Origin of the sequence: Microcoleus sp. D2_18a_D3, assembly GCF_036702455.1 — a bacterium.
Taxonomy (GTDB): domain Bacteria; phylum Cyanobacteriota; class Cyanobacteriia; order Cyanobacteriales; family Microcoleaceae; genus Microcoleus.
Map to the genome: position 1 here is coordinate 102,413 of NZ_JAUBTK010000003.1, position 23,913 is coordinate 126,325.

General features: G+C 47.4%; 19 protein-coding genes. 14 read left to right on the plus strand and 5 right to left on the minus strand.

Annotated elements, in window-relative coordinates; genetic code table 11:
* The first annotated feature begins 916 nt into the window (after window positions 1-916).
* The 3 genes from QUB06_RS02790 (at window position 917) to ftsY (ending at window position 4,769) form a co-directional block, all read left to right on the plus strand.
* The gene (locus QUB06_RS02790; protein ID WP_333434012.1) at window positions 917-1,642 is read left to right on the plus strand and encodes a DUF502 domain-containing protein; all 726 of its coding nucleotides are present in this window, start codon (window positions 917-919) and stop codon (window positions 1,640-1,642) included.
* Between the two features lie 421 nt (window positions 1,643-2,063).
* Window positions 2,064-2,696: a transcription antitermination factor NusB gene (gene nusB / locus QUB06_RS02795; protein ID WP_333434013.1), complete on the plus strand. Its 633-nt coding sequence runs from the start codon at window positions 2,064-2,066 to the stop codon at window positions 2,694-2,696.
* A gap of 315 nt (window positions 2,697-3,011) precedes the next feature.
* Window positions 3,012-4,769, plus strand: a complete 1,758-nt coding sequence (gene ftsY / locus QUB06_RS02800; RefSeq protein WP_333434014.1) for a signal recognition particle-docking protein FtsY — start codon at window positions 3,012-3,014, stop codon at window positions 4,767-4,769.
* A gap of 358 nt (window positions 4,770-5,127) precedes the next feature.
* Here ftsY and QUB06_RS02805 read toward each other — a convergent pair whose 3' ends face one another.
* Window positions 5,128-5,313 (minus strand): hypothetical protein, encoded by a 186-nt coding sequence (locus QUB06_RS02805; protein WP_333434015.1) that lies wholly within the window; start codon window positions 5,311-5,313, stop codon window positions 5,128-5,130.
* A 125-nt stretch (window positions 5,314-5,438) separates the two neighbouring features.
* Here QUB06_RS02805 and QUB06_RS02810 point away from each other — a divergent pair, with 125 nt between their 5' ends.
* The 3 genes from QUB06_RS02810 to argH all read left to right on the plus strand — a co-directional run bounded on the left by QUB06_RS02810 (window position 5,439) and on the right by argH (window position 8,825).
* Window positions 5,439-6,926, plus strand: coding sequence for a PP2C family protein-serine/threonine phosphatase (locus QUB06_RS02810; RefSeq protein ID WP_333141458.1), 1,488 nt, complete (start codon window positions 5,439-5,441; stop codon window positions 6,924-6,926).
* Window positions 6,916-7,155: a hypothetical protein gene (locus tag QUB06_RS02815; protein ID WP_333434016.1), complete on the plus strand. Its 240-nt coding sequence runs from the start codon at window positions 6,916-6,918 to the stop codon at window positions 7,153-7,155. Before QUB06_RS02810 ends, QUB06_RS02815 begins: the two co-directional genes overlap by 11 nt.
* A 284-nt stretch (window positions 7,156-7,439) precedes the next feature.
* Entirely contained in the window at window positions 7,440-8,825 is a 1,386-nt protein-coding gene (gene argH / locus QUB06_RS02820) for an argininosuccinate lyase (RefSeq protein ID WP_333434017.1), read from the plus strand.
* A 100-nt stretch (window positions 8,826-8,925) separates the two neighbouring features.
* On the opposite strand, the gene QUB06_RS02825 is transcribed toward argH, so the two are convergent.
* Entirely contained in the window at window positions 8,926-9,117 is a 192-nt protein-coding gene (locus tag QUB06_RS02825; RefSeq protein ID WP_190738786.1) for a hypothetical protein, read from the minus strand.
* A 326-nt stretch (window positions 9,118-9,443) separates the two neighbouring features.
* Here QUB06_RS02825 and QUB06_RS02830 point away from each other — a divergent pair, with 326 nt between their 5' ends.
* From QUB06_RS02830 to QUB06_RS02850, 5 genes are all read left to right on the plus strand, one after another.
* Window positions 9,444-9,572, plus strand: coding sequence for a hypothetical protein (locus QUB06_RS02830; protein WP_333434018.1), 129 nt, complete (start codon window positions 9,444-9,446; stop codon window positions 9,570-9,572).
* Window positions 9,573-9,585: 13 nt separating this feature from the next.
* A complete protein-coding gene (gene bcp / locus QUB06_RS02835) occupies window positions 9,586-10,059 on the plus strand; it encodes a thioredoxin-dependent thiol peroxidase (protein WP_333434019.1) in 474 nt (157 codons plus the stop codon).
* Window positions 10,060-10,136: 77 nt separating this feature from the next.
* Window positions 10,137-10,592, plus strand: a complete 456-nt coding sequence (locus QUB06_RS02840) for an NUDIX hydrolase (RefSeq protein WP_333290519.1) — start codon at window positions 10,137-10,139, stop codon at window positions 10,590-10,592.
* 215 nt (window positions 10,593-10,807) lie between these two features.
* Entirely contained in the window at window positions 10,808-11,965 is a 1,158-nt protein-coding gene (locus QUB06_RS02845; protein WP_333434020.1) for an RNA-guided endonuclease TnpB family protein, read from the plus strand.
* A gap of 116 nt (window positions 11,966-12,081) precedes the next feature.
* Entirely contained in the window at window positions 12,082-12,888 is an 807-nt protein-coding gene (locus tag QUB06_RS02850; RefSeq protein WP_333434021.1) for an alpha/beta hydrolase, read from the plus strand.
* Between the two features lie 89 nt (window positions 12,889-12,977).
* On the opposite strand, the gene QUB06_RS02855 is transcribed toward QUB06_RS02850, so the two are convergent.
* The gene (locus QUB06_RS02855; RefSeq protein WP_333434022.1) at window positions 12,978-13,889 is read right to left on the minus strand and encodes a pantothenate kinase; all 912 of its coding nucleotides are present in this window, start codon (window positions 13,887-13,889) and stop codon (window positions 12,978-12,980) included.
* Between the two features lie 315 nt (window positions 13,890-14,204).
* Between QUB06_RS02855 and QUB06_RS02860 the strand changes: the two genes are divergently transcribed.
* Window positions 14,205-16,313, plus strand: coding sequence for a GAF domain-containing protein (locus tag QUB06_RS02860; RefSeq protein ID WP_333434023.1), 2,109 nt, complete (start codon window positions 14,205-14,207; stop codon window positions 16,311-16,313).
* Between the two features lie 274 nt (window positions 16,314-16,587).
* Here QUB06_RS02860 and QUB06_RS02865 read toward each other — a convergent pair whose 3' ends face one another.
* Window positions 16,588-17,010: a hypothetical protein gene (locus QUB06_RS02865; RefSeq protein WP_333434024.1), complete on the minus strand. Its 423-nt coding sequence runs from the start codon at window positions 17,008-17,010 to the stop codon at window positions 16,588-16,590.
* Window positions 17,011-17,543: 533 nt separating this feature from the next.
* Between QUB06_RS02865 and QUB06_RS02870 the strand changes: the two genes are divergently transcribed.
* On the plus strand, window positions 17,544-21,032 hold the full coding sequence (locus QUB06_RS02870; protein ID WP_333434025.1) for a Calx-beta domain-containing protein: 3,489 nt from the start codon (window positions 17,544-17,546) through the stop codon (window positions 21,030-21,032).
* 202 nt (window positions 21,033-21,234) lie between these two features.
* Here QUB06_RS02870 and QUB06_RS02875 read toward each other — a convergent pair whose 3' ends face one another.
* The gene (locus QUB06_RS02875; RefSeq protein WP_333434026.1) at window positions 21,235-21,765 is read right to left on the minus strand and encodes a DUF4129 domain-containing protein; all 531 of its coding nucleotides are present in this window, start codon (window positions 21,763-21,765) and stop codon (window positions 21,235-21,237) included.
* Window positions 21,766-22,145: 380 nt separating this feature from the next.
* Here QUB06_RS02875 and QUB06_RS02880 point away from each other — a divergent pair, with 380 nt between their 5' ends.
* The gene (locus tag QUB06_RS02880) at window positions 22,146-23,873 is read left to right on the plus strand and encodes a diflavin flavoprotein (RefSeq protein WP_333434027.1); all 1,728 of its coding nucleotides are present in this window, start codon (window positions 22,146-22,148) and stop codon (window positions 23,871-23,873) included.
* Window positions 23,874-23,913: the final 40 nt, after the last annotated feature.

Sequence of the window (23,913 nt, forward strand, 5' to 3'; positions counted from 1 at the left end):
ATATCGATCGATCCTGTCAAAAAAAGTCAAAGTTCCTAGTCTGTCTGCTTTACTTTTTGCGGGATTTGCCTGCCATGCAATACTTGCAACCGGGCCAACAGTTGGCTTGTCGATCGCCGTCGCCCCTCAAAAATTAAACACTATTTACTAACAATATTCATGCTGCATCTATCTAAAGATAGATTGTTGCAGAGACACTGAACTCAACCTGCAGAGATTGCCCTGAATTCGGTAAAACTCATAGGTTGCACCATTTTCAAGAACAGGCTTTCCGGCCTGTTCTGTCAAAGAGTGAATTTGATTGTGGGATGGGCAGGAGAGCCCGTCCATAAAAAGCTTATGGAAAATGGTGCAAGATATAAGTAAAACGAAGTGCAACCCCACCGAAAATCTGAGAAAGTTCGATCGACCAATTAATTCCCGATACAAATCACAGAAAATTTTATTTGGACTCGCTACACTTCGACTCCCCGGCTGTCTCAGACCACGAATTTCAAAGGTGGTACCCGCCACGTGATTTATCCGTGGAATCAATCCCAAATCTCAAATCTAAAATCCTCAAGCCCCCGCATTTATCCGTGGGGTCGCCTCTAAAATCTAAAATCTAAAATCTAAAATCTAAAATCGATTGACCGATCGGCTTATTGATTGAACTGACCCAAAATGTCTTAAAATATACAATACGGTGAGCTGCTGCACAGCCCGCATATATTAAAATCAAGCGCCAACTTGCAATAATTCTTTAAAATAGAGGTACAGCACCGGCGATCCCTAACTCTTCCCCCTCAGAAAGGGTAGGGTTTAGCAGAATTGAAGACGATCGTCTATGGTGACATCCAGTAAAGCCCGTGCAGTTGCTTTAGTCTCAGCTTTATTCAGGTTATTGGGAACCAGTTACGAGGAGATTTGACCCGCCGTGCTCCAACGCATCAAACAAGACTTAAAAAACGACCTGATCGCAGGACTATTGGTAGTGATACCCTTAGCTACCACCATCTGGCTGACAATTACCGTCGCCAGTTGGGTGATCAATTTTCTCACCAAAATTCCCAAGCAGATCAACCCTTTTGACGGACTCCACCCGATTTTGGTGAATCTGTTAAATCTTTTAGTAGGGCTGGCTGTACCCCTGCTGAGCATTTTAGTCATCGGCTTAATGGCCCGCAACATTTTCGGCAAGTGGCTGCTAGACTTTGGCGAACGGGTGTTGCAGGCAATTCCCCTAGCCGGTTCGGTTTACAAAACCCTCAAACAACTGCTGGGAACGCTCCTCAAATCAAACGACAAATTTCGCCGCGTGGTGTTAGTGGAATATCCCCGGCGGGGAATCTGGACTTTAGCATTTGTGACCGGTACGATCGAGAGTAACGATATCCCGCCTCACCTTTCCGGTGAAACCCCGATCGGCATTTTCATCCCCACCACTCCCAACCCCACCACCGGATGGTACGCTATAGTGCCGGAAGCAGATTTAGTCAATTTGTCAATGTCGATCGAAGATGCCTTTAAAGTCATCATCTCCGGCGGCATCGTCAACCCCAGCAACTCAGTTCCAGTAACCCCCGAAAAGATCAAGGGCAAAACACTCGAACCCTTGGTATCCGAATCAAGATACCAGGCTGTCCCAGTCGAAGAAGACTAAACCAAGACATCTTTAGTGGCCCTTCAGTTGACAGTAGACAGTAGACAGTAGACAGTTGACAGTTGACCGCAAAAGGGCGACCTCTAGCTGGAAGGAAGAGGATTGGAGTAATGAATAGTCTTCTTTTAATTTCTCCCGATCAGGGTTCCGGCTTTAAACCAATTCTTTCTGGTAAGGCCGTGTAAACTTTCCCCATAGCAGATAATATTTCGACAAAACCAGCCCAAACCGAGAAAGCCTATACTCAGAAACCCGGTTTCGAGCATAAATCTTGGGTTTGACAGCGAAGTATCTGTAAACTACCCGCCGCTGGCGAGTCAGACGGCTGGTTTTGTACCGCTTTTAGTCGAGTTTTCTGCTAAAGTTCAAGTCCGCGCGCGATCGAAAAACTTCCTAAATTCTCAATTCCTATCTAAAAACTATGAAAAAAGCCCGCGAAACAGCACGCGAACTCGCACTCCTCGGCATCAGCCAACTGCCGACGAATCCAGAACTCTTAGAAGCCAAGAAACTGCAAGATGTTCTCCTCGCCGCTATCCGTACCCTGACAGCAGAAGTTCAAGAATCCCTAGAAGCAGCAGCATCCGAAGTGCAGCGGAGTAGCGACAAACTGCTTGCCAGCGAAATCCGCGCCGGCGATATACAAAGTGCTAGAGCAATGGTGCGGGAAGCAGTCGAACTCACCCAAACCGCCATCAACCGTCTCGGTTCAGCAATGGAGTTTCCAGAACTGATCCAGCTAGCCAACCAGCAAGATGTCCGCACCTACGCTTTGCAAATCCTGACGAAAGTCAGCGCCAACCGTGTTCAAATTGATGAATTGCTCTCGGAAGCCCTTGTAGACTGGCAAATAGAACGCTTGGCCCGGATCGATCGAGATATCATGAGAATCGCGATCGCCGAAATGCTATATCTCGGCTTACCCGAACAAGTCAGCGTCAACGAAGCCGTCCAACTCGCAAAACGCTACAGCGGCGACGAAGGACATCGCTTCATCAACGGAGTCCTCCGCCGAGTAGTCGATAAAATCAACGCAGAAGTTGTTAGTCCCTAGTCCTTAGTCAGTAGTCCTTAGTCAGCAGTCATTGGTCAGCAGTCATTGGCAATCCGCAATCGGCTCTACACTAGGGACTGAGGACTAATGACTAATAACTATAGTCCTTAGTCAGTAGTCCTTAGTCAGCAGTCATTGGTCATTAGTGATTGGCAATCGGCAATCGGCTCTACACTAGGGGCTGAGGACTAAGGACTAATAACTATAGTCCTTAGTCAGTAGTCATTGGTCATTAGTGATTGGCAATCGGCAATCGGCTCTACACTAGGGACTGAGGACTAATGACTAATAACTATTCTCTATTCCCAATTTCCTATGGTATTTAATTGGTTTCGTCGCCAGTACAGCGAAAATAAATCTTCTGAAACAGAGGCAACCCCCGAACAGCAGCAAGATGAGTCGGCAAAATCAGCACCGGTTGAGCCTCAAACAGATGCAACCGAGCAAGGTTCTCCTGCTGTAGCGGAAGATTATCTCAATTGGGCAAAAGCTGCTTACAAAAATATTCAAAAACAGCAAAAACCCGAAACAGAAGTTTCCGAGACAGCAGCGCCCGATGTTCCAGCAGCCCAAGCAGAAATCGCGACAGTTGCAGAAGTTGCAGAACCGGCGACTATTGAAGCAATCGAGCCGATCGAACTTGAACCAGCACCCACAGCACGAACTGTTGCAGAAGTTCCAGAAGTTGCAGAACCCGCAGCACTTGAAGCTACCGAGGCGATAGAACTCGATGCAGCAACGCCCGCAGAAATTGCAGAAACTCTGCAACCAACAGCCGGGGCGATCGACATTGCACCTATTGCTCAACAATTAGAAGTTACAGCAGAAAATATAGAAATTGCCGAACCTGCAACTGAGGTTGTAGAAACCGAATCACTCGCATCTGAGGGCGAAGCAGCCGAAGCCCTGCCGTTTTGGGCCAGAGCTCAGGCCGATCGCATGGAGCGCATCGAACGCCTCAAAGAAACCGCCCTTGAAGAACCAGAGGTAATTGCAGCCGCCGCCGAGAGAGCGGCAATTATCGAAGAAATTCCCGGTTTCGCCTTTGACGAAGGCTTCCTGTGGTCTTCAGAAATCTTAGCCAGTCAAGGCCGCCGCCCAGACCAAGTATCCGTTGAAGAAATCAGTTGGCTGCAAAAACTGCGGAAAGGCTTAGAAAGAACTCGCCGCAGCTTAATTAATCAACTAAAGGCGATCGTCGGTCAAGGCCCGCTCAATCAAGACGCGGTAGCGGAAATTGAGACTTTGCTCCTACAAGCCGATGTCGGAGTCGCAGCCACCGACATCATTATCACTCGCCTCCAAGAAAGACTCAAACAAGAAGTGCTGCCCCCAGAACAGGCTCTAGCCTACCTGAAAACCATCCTGCGCGACATTCTGGACGCTCCCTGTGCCGAAACCGCCGCCGGTAATCCCGCCTACAGCCTGACATTTGCCCCGGAAAAAGACACTTTTAACATTTGGTTAATCGTAGGAGTTAACGGTGCCGGCAAAACTACGACGATCGGCAAACTTGCCCACATTGCCCAAAAATCCGGCTACAAAACCCTGATTGCCGCCGCCGACACTTTCCGCGCCGCCGCCGTCGAACAAGTGAAAGTTTGGGGTTCCCGTAGTGGGGTCGAAATTATTGCCAACCCAGGGAAAAATACCGATCCGGCTGCTGTCGTGTTTGATGCGATCGCCGCCGCCAGCGCCCGAAGCACAGAACTGCTGATCGTAGACACCGCAGGCCGCCTGCAAAACAAAAAAAATCTGATGGACGAATTAAGTAAAATCCGTCGCATTGTAGATAAGAAAGCCCCAGGCGCTACCGTAGAATCTCTACTGGTCTTGGATGCCACACTGGGTCAAAATGGTTTGCGACAGGCAGAAGTATTCGCAGAATCTGCAAAATTAAGCGGAGTGGTATTGACAAAACTCGACGGTTCTGCTAAAGGTGGTGTTGCCCTAGCCGTAGTGCAGCAGCTTGGTCTGCCAATCCGCTTTATTGGAGTCGGGGAAAGCATCGAAGACTTGCGCCCGTTTTCTAGTTACGAATTTGTGGAAGCCCTACTCGATTTTAGATTTTAGATTTTAGATTTTAGATTGATCAGGTATCTGTGGTCGTCCCGATTTTTGGAGGCGGATACAGAGGTTCAAAATCTCAAATCCTTAACCTCAAACTACCATCGCAGGACTTGCGCCGATCGCCCGTGGCGAGTAAAAACTAAATATCTAGAAACAATACCTTCGTTCTGTTATTGCTTGGTTGCCCTCAAAGCGCGAGCTAAAGCCAGGGTGTGAAAATAAGCTCAAATGTAGTATCAGTATGCTGTCTGATTGCATAGTCTTCCCGATCCCCCTGGCGCCCCCCTAATAGTGGGGGGGGACGGGAAAGGGTCAAAGTCCCCCTTCTTGTTAAGGGGATTTAGGGCGTATCTAGACTAAGCTATAAACGAGATTTCTTGAGAATTTCCCACTTAAGTTGATACCAATGTCCTAGTACCCAACTTACTTCCTCAAACCAAACTGCTTGCTCGAAAAAAAACGGGTTTCTGTTCAAGTGGCCCGTAATATCAACTCCGCTAGCATCGGAATTGTAAAATCGAATCAACAGTCCATACTCAACTATCATTCAGTTCTTCGACTGACAGTCAACAGTCAACAGTCAACAGTCAACAATAATTCCGGTGCAACCGGAATTGATATAAGTCCTCAATCATTCCGCCTCGGTCTAAAATCGAAAATCACAAATTTAAAATGACTGCTGTGCCTTTGCCTCGCCCCTCACCTCAACCTGCTGACCGCCCTCCGGGTCGCAATTCCACCGACGCGACGCCAGTATTTGCCCTCAAAGAACTGGTGGCGCGTTTGCACCGATATCAGCACAACGTTCAAGATATGTTGGGTTCGCTGGGATTTGCCCTGCGAAGTTTTAACAATCTCAACCAATTTTTGGAGTTGGTGCCTTTGGTGGCGACTCGCGTTACTGACGCCGACGGGGGAGCTTTAGTGCTGTTCAAACCCAACGGTCAAGTCAGGTTCCAGCAGTTGCATTGTCAGGAAGGACGGCAGTGCCAAGATATGCGAAAAGCGCTGGAAATAGCCACCAGGCAAGCTACAGCAGGTGCGGGCGCTACTGCTGGAACGTTTTCGGAAACCTCTGGGCAAACTTCTAGTCTAGACTTGCAAGTCGGTCGTTATTTGGGCCCGGATGTTCATTTGTTTGGGGCGCCAATTTTAGTCAACAATTTGGAACGGGGACGGCTTTATGTTTTTAGCAGTGATCCGCAATATCTCTGGACTCCCAGCAGACAGAAATTAGTTCGGTTGGTGGCGGATCAAACCGCCGTGGCTATTTGCAAAGACGAACTTACTGTTAAGTTGGCGGAAAAAGACCGCTTAGACAGAGAGTTAGAAATCGGGGCGGAAATTCAATTGCGGCTGCAGCCCCGGAGTTGTCCGAAAATTCCGGGCCTTGACGTGGCCGCCCGCTGCCAAACTGCTAGCAGAGTCGGCGGAGATTATTATGATTTTATTCCCGCTGACTATGACCCGATCGGCAAGGAGAATGAGGGGGAAAGCCCCCCATCCCTAATTAAAAATCTCAAGTCCAAAATCGACAAGGGCCGCTGGAGCATTGTCATCGGCGACGTGATGGGCAAAGGAGTACCAGCGGGCCTGTTGATGACGATGACACGGGGTATGCTGCGGGCGGAGGTTTTGAACCGCCACTCGCCGTCGAGAATTTTGCAACATTTAAACCGGGTTATGCACGCGGATTTGGAAAATTCCCACCGTTTTGTGACTCTGTTTTATTCGGAGTATGACCCGAAAACTCGCGTTTTGGCTTACAGCAATGCTGCTCACCACCCGCCTTTGCTGTGGCAAGCTGCAACTAATTCGATTCTTCAGCTTGATACTTTGGAGGGAATGTTAATTGGGCTGGATGCTGATTCGCATTACCAAGAAGCAAGCGTGCAATTGCAGCCAGGAGATACTATTATTTATTACACAGACGGATTTACCGATGCTGCTAATCAAAGGGGCGATCGGTTTGATGAGGATAACTTGACCTCTGCTTTTCAGTGGGCCTGTCAAAATTACCAGCAGTCTGAAGAAATTTTGGATTATTTGTTCGATCGCGTACACCAGTTTATCGGCATCGGCAATCGTAACGAAGATGACATGACACTGGTTGTACTGAGGGTAACACCTTTAGCAGGAGAAAATCACCATGATAGTTAATTTAATGCCGGAAATTACTGCTGGATTAACCAGTTCGATTAATTGGAACGATGTCGCTCACGTGTTAGTTTTGAAATCTCATTTGAGTTCGACGGTAGTTTTGGCTCAAAGCTACGAAATTTTTACGAATTTCCAGAAAGCTTGGAACAATTTTGTTACGAGTGGTCAAATAGGAGCTTTTTTTATAGGTATTTTTGTGGGCTGGTTCTTTAAAGGGATTTTTCGTTAGAGTTCTTGTCGAAGAAGCTATCGGTAACTGATTTAAAAGGTTTGTAGCCCAAACTTCACTTCTTTCTGATGCAGCAAAAGTTTCACAATTTTGTAGTCAAGACTTCAGTTTTTTCTGGTCAAAAGATGTATAAAAACTTTGTAGTCAGGACTTGAGTTTTTTCTTACAAAATTTGGGAGGACTAAAGGGCCGACTACAAACCGGAAGAAGGACTAAAGTCTTTGCTACAAACCGGTTTTTATAGACTTCTGCAACAGAGATATAATCTAGTTTTAGCTTGAGCAATGACAACACAACAAAAAACTTGGAGTCAAAGATTTGAATCGGCGCTGCACCCGGCGATCGCCCGATTCAATGCTAGTATTGGCTTCGATATTGAATTGATTGAGTATGACTTGACGGGTTCTGTCGCTCACGCTAAAATGCTGGCAAAAACGGGGATTATTTCCGCAGCAGAAGGCGAACAGTTAGTCAATGGTTTGGAACAGATCCGCCGGGAATACAGCCAAGGACTTTTTGTTCCGGGAGTTGATGCAGAAGACGTTCACTTCGCTGTAGAGAAGCGGCTGACGGAGATCGTGGGGGATGCGGGGAAAAAGCTGCACACTGCCCGATCGCGCAACGATCAAGCCGGCACTGATACTCGCTTGTATTTGCGCGATCGCATCGCCGAAATTCGTGAGCAATTGCGGGAATTTCAAGGGGTTTTGCTCGATCTTGCCGATCGTAACGTGGAAACTTTAATTCCCGGTTACACTCATTTGCAGCGCGCTCAGCCGATCAGTTTGGCTCATTACCTGTTAGCTTATTTTGAAATGACCGATCGCGATTGGGAACGTCTCGGCGATATCTACAAGCGGGTGAATGTTTCGCCGTTGGGTTGCGGCGCGCTGGCGGGGACGACTTTCCCGATCGACCGACATTATACTGCAGAACTCTTGCAATTTGACAAGGTTTATGCTAATAGCTTAGATGGAGTGAGCGATCGAGATTTTGCGATCGAATTTCTCGCGGCAGCCAGCTTGATTATGGTACACCTGAGCCGCTTGTCAGAAGAAATGATTTTGTGGTCTTCTCACGAATTTGGATTTATTACGCTCAAAGATAGCTGCGCTACGGGTTCGAGCATCATGCCACAGAAAAAAAATCCCGACGTGCCGGAGTTGGTGCGGGGCAAAGCGGGGCGGGTGTTCGGTAACTTGCAAGCCTTGTTGGTAGTAGTGAAGGGACTTCCTTTGGCCTACAACAAAGATTTGCAAGAAGATAAAGAGGCTTTGTTTGATACCGTGAGAACGGTACAGGGTTGCTTGGAAGCAATGACGATTTTGCTGCGCGAAGGAATCGAGTTTAATGGCTCACGCCTCGCTGCTGCTGTTACGGAAGACTTTTCTAATGCTACAGACGTAGCCGACTACTTGGCCGCCAAAGGCGTTCCCTTCCGGGAAGCTTACAACCTTGTCGGCAAAGTCGTCAAAACTTGCCTTTCGGGGGGCAAACTCCTCAAAGATTTGACACTTGAGGAGTGGAAAGACTTGCACCCAGCCTTTGAGACAGACATTTACAGCGCGATCGCACCTCAGCAAGTGGTGGCGGCTCGCAATAGTTACGGGGGTACCGGGTTTGAACAAGTGAGAAAATCACTTATCGCTGCGCGCGATCGACTCGCCTAAACATCGTTGAATTATTGGACAAATTCCGGCTGGCTATCTCTACGAAAGAACGATCGTGTTTTCCACTCTGGTTCTAACTTCGGCAGATAGCCTGACTCAATTAATCTTCAGCAGCAGCCATGTCTTTGTCTCTGCCGCCACCGCTCATGGCGCCCATGCCACCGCCGTTACCGCCGTCAAATCGTCTTCTCTTGTTGGAGAACATATCTTGATTTCTCCGCTTGCGAAACTTGCGAGCGTATGCTTGATTTCGTTGTGCCTTCTCTTTCTTGAGATTGCGGCGCTTAGCCATTCTGACCTCACTAATAAACATTGACAGTCCCCGGGCTTTCACGCCCAGGGATTCTTAAGTTTGACACTCTGTGCACTTTTGGTGACTGAGATTCTTGGTTCAGCGAAGTCACTTACTGGCGACAGGATTTCTCCAGCCAAAATATAGGTGTCTTCTCCCCAAGCGTTAATTCCGGTATGCCCTACCGTACTCGATCAGTTCTCTTTATGTAGTTAGGTTTTCTTCAAATTTCGCTTTCCTAAACCGCAACACCGTTAGGTGTGACTACGCACTCAACTAATCCAGTTAAGTTTTTACGTTGGCTAGTTATACTCAATTTTAGACCGATGACGATCATAGCACACCCGGTACAAGACCAAGAAAAAAGAACACCGGGATTCAAGTCGCTGGTGGGAATCTGGGTGCGATCGGGACGCAATGTTGTCAATCTTGCAGAAGATTCTATAAACTCTTGACAGAATACGACAAATGACGATTTATCCCGGTGACTTAGCTCCTCTCTTCAGCCTGCCCGACGCGCAAGGCAATGTCGTCAGCCTTGCAGATTTTCGAGGGCGGCGAGTTGTACTTTACTTTTATCCTCGGGACAACACCCCAGGCTGTACTAAAGAAGCTTGCGGCTTTCGCGATATTTACTTAGACTACCAGTCGCGCAATATAGCAGTCCTCGGCGTCAGTACAGACGGGGCCGGGGCCCACGCCAAGTTTGCAGCTAAATATCAACTGCCTTTTTCCTTGCTGTGCGACTTAAACGCCGAAGTTGCTACCGCCTACGGCTGTTACGGACTGAAAAAATTTATGGGAAAAGAATTTATGGGAATTACTCGATCGACCTTCGCGATCGACCCTGATGGTAGGATTGAAAAGGTTTACCGCAAAGTCAAACCAGAATCTCACGCAGCGGAGATATTAGCAGATTTGCCAGACCTCTGGCCTGAATGAAAAATTAAAAATTAAGACTCCGGAGCTGCAAGCTAGGAGCCCTGAAATTACTATCTCCTAAACAAGCTTTTGAGTTTATGCGTCGATTGTGGCAAATTGTACAAACTGTGCTGGGACTGATTTTTCGACATCCCGTCACTGGTACTGCGGTGATTCCCGTATTGCCTGACGGGCGAATTGTGTTAATTCGCCGCCGCGACAACGGTCGCTGGGGACTGCCGGGAGGTATGGTGGATTGGGGAGAGGATATTCCGACGACAGTGCGGCGGGAATTAGCGGAGGAAACAGGACTCGAGTTAGTCAAAATTCGTCGCTTGGTGGGCGTTTATTCGGCTGCCGATAGAGACCCTCGGCTGCACTCGATTTGTATCGTGGTGGCGGCAGAGGTAGAGGGCAAGATGCAAGTTCAGGATACGCTTGAAGTCAGCGAGGTTGAGGCTTTTTTCCCCGCATCGCTGCCGGAGGGCCAGCTCAGCCACGATAACGACCAGCACTTACAGGACTATTTTCAAGGCCTGACAACTTTGGCGTAAATCGGCGGGGTATCCAAATTTGAGAAAAGTCGGAAATTACCTCGCGGTCAAAAGTTGTCTGTTATGAATGTGGAATTAATTTTCACCAAAGAACTGGGCGGAGCGTAGCGGAGGGCTGAAGCCCCGTCCTTATAGGACGGCTTTGATTCTCTTCATTTTCAGTTAATTGTATTGATAATACATGGTACAATAAAGCAATCAAGCAATAGTAAACAATGAAAGCAAGCTACAAGTACAGAATCTATCCGACCGACCAACAGAAACAGAGCTTGGCTCAGTTATTCGGTTGCGTTCGCGTTGTCTGGAATGATGCTCTTGCACTTTGCAAACAATCCGAAAAAAAGCCGAAATCGACAGAACTTCAGAAAATAGTAATAACTGGGGCAAAACAGACTGAGGAAAGGACTTGGCTGGAAGAGGTGTCATGCGTTCCCTTGCAACAGTCTGTAACCGATTTAGAAACGGCTTTTAAGAATTTCTTTGATTCCTACAAAGGGAAAAGAAAAGGGCAAAAAGTACGGTATCCTAGGTTTAAAAAAAAGACAAGCCGTCAATCGGCAAGATTTACTCTTCGTGGATTTTCCCTGAAGAAAAACGGTGGCGTTTACTTAGCAAAAATTGGAATTGTCAAGCCAATATGGTCTAGGGAGTTGCCGTCAGCACCTAGCTCGGTCACGGTAATCAAGGATTGCGCTAATCGCTATTTCTTAAGCTTTGTTGTAGAGGTCGAACCAGTTCAATCCGAGGCTTTGCATCCAAGTATTGGTATCGACTTAGGGATTAAAACCTTTGCGGTAATGAGTAATGGCGCAAAAGCCGAAAGTCCAAGTTATAAAAAACTGGACCGGAAAGTTCGCAAACTGCAACGCAAGTTAGCTCGCCAACCTCATGACTCCAAAAGAAGGAATATAACTAGAATCAAGATCGCCAAGCTTCATAACCGTATTTCTGATGTTCGTAAAGATTTTATACACAAATTATCCACCAAAATAGTCAACGAAAACCAAGTGATTGTTTTGGAAGATTTAAATGTGTCGGGCATGGTTAAGAACCGCAAAGTGGCTAGAGTAATCAGCTTGCAAGGTTGGAGAGAATTCAGGACTTTGTGCGAAGCTAAGTCGGAAAAGTTTGGCAGAGAGTTCAAGGTGATTAGTCGATGGGAACCCACCAGCCAGGTCTGTTCGGACTGTGGTTTCAAGTGGGGTAAAATCGATTTATCTATTCGCTCAGTGCTCTGTTTGAATTGTGGTACCGAGCAGGATAGAGATGAAAATGCGGCTAGAAATATAGCTCAAGTCGGGATGGGGAATCGCCACGACTCTAAATGGAGTGCTGAGGGATTGTCAGACTATTTCGGTAGCAGAACCCGATGAAGCGTCAAGAATCACCGCGCCCTGACTGCCGGTGAGTATTTCAATGTTTTCCTACTTTTATTCACAAACTCTGAACATTAAATTAATCATCTTTTTATTGTTAAATATTTAACCGGATGTACTCACCGCTACGCAATTCTCGGGTCAAACTCTCTGTAGGGCAAATCTTTTGGCACGAAGTCGGTCAAGGCCCGAATTTAGTATTTTTGCACGGTTCTTGGCACGACAGCAGTCAGTGGCTGAGGACGATCGAACATTTGAGCCCCTACTACCACTGCTTCGCACCGGATTTGCTGGGGTTTGGCGACTCGGAACACCCAAATCTTCATTATTCGATCGACCTGGAAGTAGAATGTCTCGCCCAATACCTCGATACTTTGAAGCTGCGACAGGTTTATTTAATCGCTCACTCTGTGGGTGGTTGGGTGGCCACCAGCTACGCTATCAAATATCCCGATCGAGTTCAGGGTTTGGTGTTGTTGGCCCCAGAAGGCGTCAAGGTTGGCAACCGGCGGGGGCGGTGGCAGACGGCTAGCTGGCTGATCGGTCAACCTCCGCTGGCTTTGTGGTTGCTGCGATCGATCTATCCAATTGCTAAGTTGCTGGGTAGCCAAAACAAGATTGACGGATTGCTAAAGTTCAGACAGCAGTTGATGCAGTCCCCAGTTGCCGTGCAGTTGCTGTTCCAGCGGCGGCGGGCTGAAATTACAGCGGAATTAGTTGAGGAGAATTTGCCTTTGCTGAAAGCGCCTGTTTTGCTGTTGCACGGTTCGGAAGATAATCCCGCAGCTTCGTCTTTGTGTCAATCCTATGCTGCTCTGGCTCCTAATGCCGAACTGCAATTGGTCAGTCCGGGGGAAAGCAATTTGCCGCAGGAAGTCCCGGATGTTGTTGCTAAATATATTCGCGAGTTTGCTAAGTGAATTGGGAATTGGGCATGGGGCATGGGGCATGGGGCATTGGGCATTGGTCATTGATAAAATGACAACAGTCAACAGTCAACAGTCAACAGTCAACAGTCAACAGTTAACAGGCTAATTCCCCAAAAAATAGCCTCTGGTGCGTCAATTAAGCCTGCGGCTGTATCAGGAAAGGCTGCGGTGAGGTATTTTAAAAGCATAGTGCGATCGCCCCCCGTGACCGCTATTTTGCTATCAGGAAACAAACACCGCCAATCTTCAATAAAATCCCTAACTCCTGCCACCGTCGCATACACAACTCCGCTTTTAATTGCCCCAGCAGTGTCTTTCGCCCAGCGATGCGGCAGATTTTGTGGTAAACTGATTAATGGTAATGCAGCGGTTTTTTTACCTAGCGACGATAACTGCAAACCCAAACCTGGTAAGATTGCGCCCCCAACTAAATACCTATTGACATCAGCCCCAGTAAATGTTAAAGCTGTACCAGCATCTATAAGTAAAACAGGCCAACCAAATTGGTTGCCAGCACCCAGTACAGCCAAAGCTCTGTCAATTCCCAGGGTAGGATAGAGTCCCCCGATCGGTAACTGGTCTAAAGTAATAATCCCGACATCTGGATAACTCTGCCAAATTGCTGTTTGCTGGGGAACAACGGAGGCTAAAACTAGAGGCAGGGGAACTAAAGAAAGTGTGTGAGGACTAGAAAATGCGGGAGTAGCAGGAAGACAAAGGAGATTTTGAGCAGATATTTCCTCGATCGACCTCATTACTGTTTGCACCAAATATTCTGCCTTTTGCTTCTCGGAGGACCAGGAAACAGCATCAGCATTGAGATGCTCTGTATCCCATGTTTTCTCCAGGGTTTTGCCCACAAATAATCCCCAGTGTAGCCGGGAATTGCCGATCGCCAAAGCTATTTTAATCTGCGCTTTACCTGTCGATCCAGAAGTAATGTTGTCGGTGGTTGCTGGCGAACTAAAATTGTCGGGAAGCGAATTTTCCATGTTAAGCGGGCCGGCGCAAACATTGAACTAAAGATAGATTTTAGATTAATTTTATTTGCTTAACCGGGCGGTTAACTCTATTTGACATCTGACCAAGTTCCATGCCGCGCACCAATTAGTATTGTCACCTGCAGAGGGCATACTTGCTAAATATAAATATTTGTAAAGCAAATAATTGCTTTGCTCAGGCTGCCTCCTTTATAATGTCTTAAGATATTCCAAAAGTCCTGGTAGCTGCGATGGGGCTGTTGGCGGGGTAAGCACAGGTTTATAAAACCAGACTCAATCAAAATACTGTACAACGGCTGAGTAAATATGTCTTTAAAAATACAAGAACACGAAAACCCCTGGCAGAGAGTAACTTCGCGGTTGCCTGAATCTGAAAATTGGAGGCAGGAAGAAAGTCTTTCGCTGCCGGAAGTAGACCAACAAAAAGCCCTAATCGTGCAGATGCAGCAGCAAGTTCAGTTATCAAACTTGCTGAACCAAATTAATAACGAAATTCGCAGTACACTTGACATAGAAGAAATTTTGACATCGGCCTGCAGATTGCTGGGGCAAGCGTTACAGTGCAGCCGCGTGAGCATTTTAGTCAAAGAATCAAATACAGAAAAAACTTTAGTCACTCGCGGAGAGTACAACGCGGGGGACTATCCGATCCAACTGGGAATGAAAGTACCGATGAGTGACAACCCGCATTTGGCAGCCGTCGTGTCTCAGCAAGAGTCCCTAGCAGTGACGAAGTTTCTCGATTTTCCGGGATTGAATCCACAAACCCGAAAAATTGCCGAAGCTTTGGAGATTAAGTCAATGCTGGCCGTAGCTACTCGCTATCAAGGTGAAGTGAATGGCATAATTGGCTTGCATCAGTGCGATCGCGAACGGGAATGGACTGATTGGGAACAGCAGCTTTTAGAAGGGGTAGGATCGCAATTGGCGATCGCGATCAATCAAGCCAAACTATATAGCAAAACCAGGCGCCAAGCCGAACGAGAATCCCTGCTACGGCTGATCGGCAACCAAATTCGCAGTACCCTGGATCTGGGAACTATCCTGGAAACAGCCGTGAGGGAAGTCCGCCAACTGTTGCAGTGCGATCGAGTAATTATCTATCAGTTTCAAGACAACTGGCAAGGAAAAGTTGTTGTTGAAAACATGACTGTTCCTTGGCCTTCAATTTTAGGAGATATGGGGGCTGATAAGTGTTTCCGAGGAGATTACGCCGATCTTTACCAGCAAGGGCGTGTCAAAGCAATTAATGATATTTTTAATGCTGGTTTAGAGCCTTGTCATGTCGATTTCTTAGATAGTTTGCAGGTAAAAGCTAATCTGATTGTGCCGATAGTTACATCCAGAACTGAAGAAAATACCTCCGACACAGCCGGAAGCTATAATCCTAAATATCCCGGTAGGCTGTGGGGTTTGCTGATTGCTCACGAGTGCGGGGATACCCGCAATTGGCAGCGGCAAGAAATGGAGTTGCTCTCCCAGATAGCCAACCAAATGGCGATCGCCATTCAGCAAGCAGAACTTTACAGCCAAGTCCAAGACGCTGCGGTAAAATCTCAAGCTCAAACCCAGCAGTTGCAGGCTGCGTTAGAAGAATTGCGATCGGCACAGCAGCAATTGATTCAAAGCGAAAAAATGTCAGGTTTGGGGCAAATGGTAGCGGGAATTGCTCATGAAATTAACAACGCCAACAATTTCATCCACGCTAACTTGTTTCACGCTCAAGAATATTTTAAAGCGTTGAACCAAGCTCTAGAACAGGTCGGCAATGCCTGCCCGGAAGCAGGGGAGGCAATGGTCAGAATCAATGAAGAACTAGAACTCGATTACATTCGAGAAGACTTTGGTAAACTGATCAATTCAATGCGGGAAGGCAGCGGGAGGATTCGCTCGATCGTGATGACGCTGCGAAATTTTTCTCGTTTAGACCACGCTGAATTAAAACCAGTAGATTTGAATGAAGGTTTAGAAAGCAGTTTTTTGATGCTGCAAAATAAGCTAAAAACCCATATCAAAATAGACAAGCAATACGGCAGTTTGCCGCCCGTCCAATGTCATGCCAGTCAAATTAACCAAGTATTTTATAATTTGATTGACAATGCTTTAGATGCGCTCCAGTCAACGAGCAAACCGGGGGAATTAACTATCCGCAGTTGGCAAAGCGAGCCGGACTGGGTAACAATCTCTGTCCGCGACACCGGAAGTGGAATTCCTGTGGAAATTCAAGACAAGATTTTTGACCCATTTTTTACTACTAAACCTGTGGGTAAAGGTACGGGTTTAGGACTTTCAGTCTGCTATCAGGTAATTGTTCAAGCTCACGGCGGCAAGCTGAGCTGCGTCAGTCAGGTGGGCGAAGGAACTGAGTTTATTGTAGAGTTGCCGCTGACAAATCAGAAGAGGGTAAGTGCATAATTCCTGCTTGAGTCAGATTAAGCCTTTTTTGTCACTTTGGCAGTAGTAGAGAACCTATTTGACATCTTGAGGGCGATCGTCAATCACATTACGGAGCACCAATAAACTTGGTTTTTTAGCGATGCCTACGGCTAGCTTCGCTAACGCATTTTTAATGAAATCAGATTTAACTTACGCCCGAACCTCTATTTTTAGAAATTCCCAACAGGGTTATGCGTAGACATATAAAACCCTGATTATTTGGGTCTTCCGTACTTAGTATGCTAATTTAGCTTTAAATTATATTGAAAACCTTGCAAAGCAAGGCTTTGAGGATTATTTCAGATAAATCTGTCTTTGAGCCACCTGCGAGCGCACTGAAACCGCGTATAGCTAGCTCTGAGGCACTCGAAACTAATAATTTAGCATAGCAAGTACGGAAGAGCCGATTATTTTTACTCATAATAGTCTCTCCTAATCCACTTTTGCCCGCTGAAGCAGTGAACGCTCCCTCTTGGGGGGCCAGCATCTGGGATTTAAGCTCTCCTCTACAGATGTGGAAAAGCCGCTTTTTATAGGGCTGAAAAAAAGAGCGCACTTTTTCCGGATAAAACTTATTGATGATGAAAGTAAGGAATAATCGCGTTCCTGAATACAGGTATGAATCAACTTTTCGCTTGAGGTTACACAACTCACCCTCAAGCGGGCTTATAGTCATTTGGCAATCTTGAATTCATACCTGTATTCAGCAACATCCTAAATTAGGTACTCATGGCAAAGATCCGACTTTTCCGACTTTACGATCCGACTTTTCCGACTTTACAGAGGCAGGGGTTCTAAGCCATGATAGAGATAGGGGAAAGTCAACCCACGATATCTAGATTGTAAAGATATTGTGAACCGGCGTTGCTGAATTGGGTATGCAATTTGTAGGGCAAATCCCCCCGCGGTTGCCACACCGCTGACGGGCTAAGCACTTAGAATTACCCCTACAGGTTTTGATTCAGCAGCGCCAGAATAAGCATCTATATTAAGTAGGGAAGTAATTACACTTAACATCTAATCAGGGGCAATCTAGCCTTGAACTGCTTATTGGGAAAGCATTTGGGCAGGGTAAGCATTTTTCCAGGATTTATCTGCACCTACTTATGACGAAATTTTTCTTGCAGTGACTGATAACGATAAAGAAAGCCCAACATCTGGTTTTCAGTCACTTCTAATCCTTAATTACTCATCACTAACACAGAAGCTATGGCTACTTCATTCACTGGTTCTTTGGGTCAAACCAATAATTACAGCGCTCTCAATGACCTGATCGCAAAATGGCCTACTGCCGCCCAGAATCAAGGCATCAAACTGTCTGGAATAGCTTTTGATGGCTTTGAAACTGACTATCTTAACCCTAGTGTCATCAGCAACCTCACCTTAGCAACGAACGAAAACCCTAAAAGCTGGTTGAGCTACGGCAGTACCGGTGGTATTGGTGCCCCATCCTCTTATGATGGTTGGTTTACCGACGCTAAGAAAAATCGGGCGGAAATCAACCATAACCCCAACACCAATCAATCTCAGGCGCTGAAGGTGAAATGGGCAGATAACCAAGACATTACTAGCGCCACGATCGACCTCAGTGCATTGAGTCCCAAAACAAGTCCAGGTTTGGGCGATCAAGGTAACGAAGTTGGTCTCCTGCAAGTCTTCAATAATGGGGTTTTGGTACCGGCTACCAATTTTACTTTCACTCGCCTCAACGCTCCGATCGCTCCAAAACCGCTCGCTGTGTCTTCAGATGGAGTGACTTTCATTGGCGATCGAACCGATGGCAGTTTCAAATTCAAGATAGATGCAAACCCTCTGGGCGGCGCTACTTTTGACGAACTGCGGTTCTCCACCAAAGCCTACGATAGCGCCACCGCTGCCTACGTCGCTACCCCCTTCAAAGACGATGGTTCCGACTACCTGGTGCGGAACATTGAATATCAAGGAACTGAAGATCCGATTAGCCTTCAGTTTAGTGCTCCAACCTTTAGCGTCAACGAAAATGGGACGGCTGTTGCCGCCGTGACAGTCACTCGCACTGGCAGCAGCGTCGGCACCGCATCAGCTACCGTGAACCTCACTAATGGAACTGCTACAGCCCCTGGAGACTACAACAATGCTCCCATCAGCGTCAATTTTGCCAATGGGGACACCGCAGCTAAGACTATCACCATTCCCATTGTCGATGACACCTTGGTCGAGGGTAACGAAACCGTTAATTTAAGATTGACCAACCCCACCGGCACCAGCCGTGTCACCTTGGGAACGCAAAGCACCGCCACTTTGAACATAGTGGACAATGACACCAGCCTGCAATTTAGTGCTCCAGAGTTTAGCGTCAACGAAGATGGAACGCCGATTGCAGCCGTGACAGTCACTCGCACTGGCAGTACGACTGGCGCAGTCTCAGCCACGGTGAACCTCAGCAATGGTACCGCTACAACCCCTGGTGACTACTTCAATGTTCCCCTTGCTGTGAATTTTGCCAGTGGGGATTCTGCACCCAAAACCGTCACCATTCCGATCGTCAACGACACTTTGGTGGAGGAGCTCGAAACTCTCCAGTTAAGGTTGACCCAGCCTACAGGTAATGCCTCGCTTGGAACGCAAAATACTGCCACTTTGAACATAGTGGACAATGACAGCACCCTGCAATTTAGTGCTCCAGAGTTTAGCGTCAACGAAGATGGAACGCCGAATGTAGCCGTGACAGTCACTCGCACTGGCAGTACGACTGGCGCAGTCTCAGCCACGGTGAACCTCAGCAATGGTAGCGCTACAACCCCTGGTGACTACTTCAATGTTCCCCTTGCTGTGAATTTTGCCAGTGGGGATTCTGCACCCAAAACCGTCACCATTCCGATCGTCAACGACACTTTGGTGGAGGAGCTCGAAACTCTCCAGTTAACGTTGACCCAGCCTAAAGGTAATGCCTCGCTTGGAACGCAAAAGACCGCCACTTTGGACATCGTGGACGATGACAGCACCCTGCAATTTAGTGCTCCAGAGTTTAGCGTCAACGAAGATGGAACGCCGATTGCAGCCGTGACAGTCACTCGCACTGGCAGTACGACTGGCGCAGTCTCAGCCATGGTGGACTTGACAAATGTGACTACAGCCCCTGATGACTACAGCAATGTTCCCATCTTTGTTAATTTTGGGGCTGGGGACAGCGCACCCAAAATTGTCACCATTCCGATCGTCAACGATACTTTGGTGGAGGATCTCGAAACTCTCCAGTTAACGTTGACCCAGCCTACAGGCAATGCCTCGCTTGGAACGCAAAAGACCGCCACTTTGGATATCGTGGACGATGACACCAGCCTGCAATTTAGTGCTCAAGAATTTAGCGTCAACGAAGATGGAACACCGAATGTAGCCGTGACAGTTACTCGCATTGGCAGTGCTACTGGCGCGGTCTCAGCCACGGTGGAGTTGACCGATGAGACTGCTACAACCTCTGGTGACTACTTCAATGTTCCCCTTGCTGTGAATTTTGCCAGTGGGGACACCGCAGACAAAACCATCACCATTCCGATCATCAACGATACTTTGGTGGAGGAGCCCGAAACTCTCCAGTTAAGATTGATCCTGCCTACAGCCAATGCCTCGATTGGAACGCCAAGCACCGCTACTTTGACCATCGTAGACGATGATGTTCCAGCTACTCCGATCAATCTTCCGATCGGTTCTCTGATCGCTCCTGTGACCAATCTTCCGATCGCTACTCCGATCGCTACTCCGATCGATAACGAAGATGGCACCCCGATTGCAGCCGTGACAGTTACTCCCATTGGCAGTGCTACTGGCGCGGTCTCAGCCACGGTGGAGTTGACCAATGGTACTGCTACAAACCCTGATGACCACTTCAATGTTCCCCTTGCTGTGAATTTTGCCTCTGGGGACACCGCAGACAAAACCATCACTCTTGGGAGAGTCAATGACGCTTTGGAGGAGGATCTCGAAACTGTCAACTTAAGTTTGACCAACCCTACAGGCAATGCCACGATTGAAACGCAAAGCACCGCCATTTTGAACATCCTAGACGATGAGGTTGCACCTACTCCGATCGATAACGAAGATGACACCCCGATTGCAGCCGTGACAGTTACTCCCATTGGCAGTGCTACTGGCGCGGTCTCAGCCACGGTGGAGTTGACCAATGGTACTGCTACAAACCCTGATGACCACTTCAATGTTCCCCTTGCTGTGAATTTTGCCTCTGGGGACACCGCAGACAAAACCATCACTCTTGGGAGAGTCGATGACGCTTTGGAGGAGGATCTCGAAACTGTCAACTTAAGTTTGACCAACCCTACAGGCAATGCCACGATTGAAACGCAAAGCACCGCCATTTTGAACATCCTAGACGATGAGGTTGCACCTGCTCGGGTCGATCCCTTAAGTGCAGCGAGTATTGTCTTCGACGATCCACTTACTGGCGATCGTTCGGCTAGTGCGATCGGTGGTATCCTGCCACAGGATTCCAGCTTGCTTGTGGGAGCAGTGGATATAAGCAATTTCATCACCAACTATTTCAATTGGGTGGCGAGCGCTCATCCTAGTGTGACAGTCGCTGGCACCCAGAACTGGTGGTGGCCTTCACCTACAGGGTCGATTGTGGGCGCCCTCGACCAGAATCCCATTGCTGGGGCTGGTACTGGATCGAGTTCCTTCAACCCATTTGCTACTTCGGTCTGATAGAACCCTTTCAAGGTCGTACTCTTAGATGCTACGCCCGTTATTATAGTACGACCTTGAACCCTTGTATATTGAAAAAAGTAGATGGCAATTGGCTATTGGGTGGGGTTTTTTGAGATTGTTGGTTTGTGGCAATTATTGTTGGTAAAACCCGTCGCTAAATTGATCGATTGGATATTATTGTTTTTTTGCGCTTACCTACTTAATCCTTAATTTGTTGATAAGCTTGCTGACACTGTTCAAAGGTTGAGGCGTCAGCTTCCGTATTCCCAAAATATAGTTGCTCATGTATTGTTATCACAGTTTCGTAAGGCACGGGCTGGGGTAATTGCTGGATTAATTGCAAATATTCGCCATCAGTGCGACTGGGTTGGTGAACCGCAGTTCCCGCATCATTTAACCGCTGCAACACCGCCATGTAAACACAGCGGCAAGCTTGGCGGTATTTCCCTTGCTGCTGCAACTTTTGCGATTGCAACAACCACTCTGCTACCGACAAATCGTTAATTGTTTTTTTCGCACTTCCATCAGTTGTTTGATTCCTCTTTTTGAAATTATGAATATAAAAACGTAACAGTTGCCAAATCTGCCAACTCGCCCAGACTGCGAGCAATGCTAAGATTAACCAAAAAGCGGCTTTAACGATCGCCCACAAGATGGGGGAATCAAACCAAGATGGCAATTTGACATTCGGTATATTTTGGGCAGTTTTTAGTTCCCACCACTCCTGCAATCGCTGTTGCGACTGTCCTAATTGTCACCCCAAATTAGTTTTATCAAAGGAACTTTCAGAGATAGCTTTACATCACTTAATTGATTGGGGCTTGTGGATTTGGGATTTTTTTATTCGATCGTCTTACTGCACATTTTGTACAAGTTAAGTGGCTACTAACTAATTGACTGCGGGAGAGGAATTTCCATGCAAAACTCAGTACCTCGATCGCCCAATCGATCAAACTTGCTTTCCATACCACACATATTTGCTTTTTGTCAAGAGTTATAGATAACTTTTGGGATGCTTAACTGAGTGATAGGAAATTTGATAAAGATTTACAAAAGAAACGTGTCAGAATGAAGACAATAAGGTAATGGGTAAAAGACAAGGAGGCACTGATGGTAGCGCTGACTGAACGAGTCCAACGCAGATTGACGGTGGAAAAAGTCGAAATTGCCCCTGACACAACGGCAATTCGATGCCTGGACTGGGATAGAGACCGCTTTGACATCGAATTCGGACTCAAAAACGGTACAACATACAACTCATTCATCATTCGCGGTGAAAAAACAGCCCTCGTCGATACCTCGCACGAGAAGTTTCGCCAGCAATACATGGACACTCTGACGGGCGAAATTGACCCCAAAGAGATTGACTATTTAATTATCAGCCACACCGAACCAGACCACAGCGGTTTAGTCAAAGACGTGCTGGCGTTGGCACCCCAAGCCATTGTCGTGGGGGCCAAAGTAGCAATTCAATTTTTAGAAAACCTTGTACACCAACCATTTGAGCGATTGGTAGTCAAAAACGGGGACAAACTAGATTTAGGAAACGACCACATTATCGAATTCGTATCGGCGCCGAACTTGCACTGGCCCGATACTATTTTTAGCTACGACAGCAAAACTCAAGTGCTGTTTACCTGCGACGCTTTCGGGATGCACTACTGTTCTGACAGCACCTTCGATGACGATTTAGCAGCAATTGAGGAAGATTACCACTTTTATTATGAGTGTTTGATGGGTCCCAATGCTCGATCGGTACTCGCTGCAATGAAGCGGATGGCAGAATTGGGAGAAATCGGTACAGTTGCTACCGGTCACGGGCCGTTGCTGCGGCACAACGTAGTTGAACTTACCGGACGCTACAAAAAGTGGAGCCAAGCGCAAGCTAAGGCAGAAACCACTGTAGCGGTATTTTACACCTCCGACTACGGATTTAGCGATCGACTCAGCCAAGCGATCGCCCACGGTATCACCAAAACCGGTGTCGCCGTGGAAATGATGGATTTGAGAATCGCCGACTTGCAAGAAGTCCGCGAACTTGTCGGTACCGCCGCCGGTATCGTAATTTGTTCGCCGCCGAGTAGTGGTACTGCTGCTGTGAATGCCGAAGCCGCAATCAACACAATTTTAGTTGCAGCTAACAACAAACAATCTTTCGGTTTGTGTGAATCCGGTGGCGGCGATGACGTATCAGTTTACCCGCTGCGAAACAAGTTCAAAGAGTTGGGTTTAAAAGAAGCATTTCCCAACATTTTAATTAAAGAATCACCGACAGAAGCGAGTTATCAACTTTGCGACGAAGCCGGCACCGACTTGGGACAGTGGCTGACGCGGGACAAAGCAGTCAAACAGATGAAATCCCTCGACAGCGACCTCGATAAAGCTTTGGGACGAATCAGTGGCGGACTGTACATCATCACCGCCCAAAAAGGCGATGTTAGCGGTGCGATGCTGGCTTCTTGGGTAACTCAAGCTAGCTTTAAACCGCTAGGTTTAACAATAGCAGTTGCGAAGGATCGGGCTATCGAATCGATGATGCACGCGGGAGATAAATTTGTTCTCAACGTGCTGGAAGAAGGCAATTATCAAACCTTGATGAGGCACTTTTTAAAGCGTTTTGCTCCTGGTGCCGATCGATTTGCCGGAGTTAAAACTCAACCTGCTACCAACGGTTCTCCGATTTTGACAGATGCTTTGGCTTACATGGAATGCGAAGTAGTCAGCCGGATGGAACTTTCGGATCATCATATCGTATATGCGATCGTCGATAGCGGCCGCGTCTCCAATCCAGATGCACTGCCGGCAGTTCACCACCGAAAAGTCGGAAATCACTATTAGGAAGTCAGTTGACGGTTGACAGTTGACGGTTGTCAGTTGA

Bases quoted from the DNA above. Each gene is read 5' to 3' on its own strand.
- QUB06_RS02880 (WP_333434027.1), top strand. From the start codon at position 22,146: ATGGTAGCGCTGACTGAACGAGTCCAACGCAGATTGACGGTGGAAAAA.
- argH (WP_333434017.1), top strand. From the start codon at position 7,440: ATGACAACACAACAAAAAACTTGGAGTCAAAGATTTGAATCGGCGCTG.
- QUB06_RS02840 (WP_333290519.1), top strand. From the start codon at position 10,137: ATGCGTCGATTGTGGCAAATTGTACAAACTGTGCTGGGACTGATTTTT.
- QUB06_RS02805 (WP_333434015.1), bottom strand. From the start codon at position 5,313: ATGATAGTTGAGTATGGACTGTTGATTCGATTTTACAATTCCGATGCT.
- bcp (WP_333434019.1), top strand. From the start codon at position 9,586: ATGACGATTTATCCCGGTGACTTAGCTCCTCTCTTCAGCCTGCCCGAC.
- QUB06_RS02830 (WP_333434018.1), top strand. From the start codon at position 9,444: ATGACGATCATAGCACACCCGGTACAAGACCAAGAAAAAAGAACACCG.
- QUB06_RS02825 (WP_190738786.1), bottom strand. From the start codon at position 9,117: ATGGCTAAGCGCCGCAATCTCAAGAAAGAGAAGGCACAACGAAATCAA.
- ftsY (WP_333434014.1), top strand. From the start codon at position 3,012: ATGGTATTTAATTGGTTTCGTCGCCAGTACAGCGAAAATAAATCTTCT.
- QUB06_RS02850 (WP_333434021.1), top strand. From the start codon at position 12,082: ATGTACTCACCGCTACGCAATTCTCGGGTCAAACTCTCTGTAGGGCAA.
- nusB (WP_333434013.1), top strand. From the start codon at position 2,064: ATGAAAAAAGCCCGCGAAACAGCACGCGAACTCGCACTCCTCGGCATC.
- QUB06_RS02815 (WP_333434016.1), top strand. From the start codon at position 6,916: ATGATAGTTAATTTAATGCCGGAAATTACTGCTGGATTAACCAGTTCG.
- QUB06_RS02860 (WP_333434023.1), top strand. From the start codon at position 14,205: ATGTCTTTAAAAATACAAGAACACGAAAACCCCTGGCAGAGAGTAACT.
- QUB06_RS02870 (WP_333434025.1), top strand. From the start codon at position 17,544: ATGGCTACTTCATTCACTGGTTCTTTGGGTCAAACCAATAATTACAGC.
- QUB06_RS02845 (WP_333434020.1), top strand. From the start codon at position 10,808: ATGAAAGCAAGCTACAAGTACAGAATCTATCCGACCGACCAACAGAAA.
- QUB06_RS02865 (WP_333434024.1), bottom strand. From the start codon at position 17,010: ATGACTATAAGCCCGCTTGAGGGTGAGTTGTGTAACCTCAAGCGAAAA.
- QUB06_RS02855 (WP_333434022.1), bottom strand. From the start codon at position 13,889: ATGGAAAATTCGCTTCCCGACAATTTTAGTTCGCCAGCAACCACCGAC.
- QUB06_RS02810 (WP_333141458.1), top strand. From the start codon at position 5,439: ATGACTGCTGTGCCTTTGCCTCGCCCCTCACCTCAACCTGCTGACCGC.